The 481-nt window shown below is 64.4% G+C and carries 1 protein-coding gene; it reads right to left on the bottom strand.

Annotated elements, in window-relative coordinates:
- Positions 1 to 481 (bottom strand): IS630 family transposase (locus tag SM757_RS35065; protein WP_322468878.1); only part of this gene is annotated, 481 nt, incomplete at both ends.

Genomic DNA, 481 nt, shown 5'->3' with positions numbered 1-481 from the left:
CGGTGGCAGGTAGAACAGCTCGATGTCGTCCTTCCTGGCCTGCGCCCACTGCCGTACTTTTTCGGCGCGGTGCACGGCCAGGTTGTCCACGATGAGAAACACTTTGGCCGGCGAGTCGTGCACCACATCGGCCATAAAGTCGATGAAGCGCTCGGCGTTGATGGCGCCATCATGAAAGCCAAAGCGCAGCAGGCCCTGGTTGGTAAGCGCCGAGATCATCGTGATGCCGGGCGTAGGGCGCCGTGCAGCGTGCTCGATCACGGGCGTGTGGCCTTTGGGTGCATAGCCGCGCAGCCAGGCCGTATCCTGGCGCACGGCCGTCTCATCCGCCCAATGCACCAGGGCCCTTTCGACCTTGGCACGCCGCACAATGGTTGGATACTCAACCTCCAGCCATTGCCGAACTTGCTCGGGTCGCTGCTCCAGCGCCCGCTTGGCTGGGCGCTGCGGCGTGAAGCCCCAGCGCCTCAAGTACTCGCCC

The sequence above is a fragment of the Azohydromonas lata genome (genome assembly GCF_034427735.1).
Classification (GTDB): Bacteria; Pseudomonadota; Gammaproteobacteria; order Burkholderiales; family Burkholderiaceae_C; genus Azohydromonas; species Azohydromonas lata.
The sequence above is the reverse complement of the archived record's forward strand: the minus strand, read 5'-3'. Positions and strand labels throughout refer to the sequence as shown.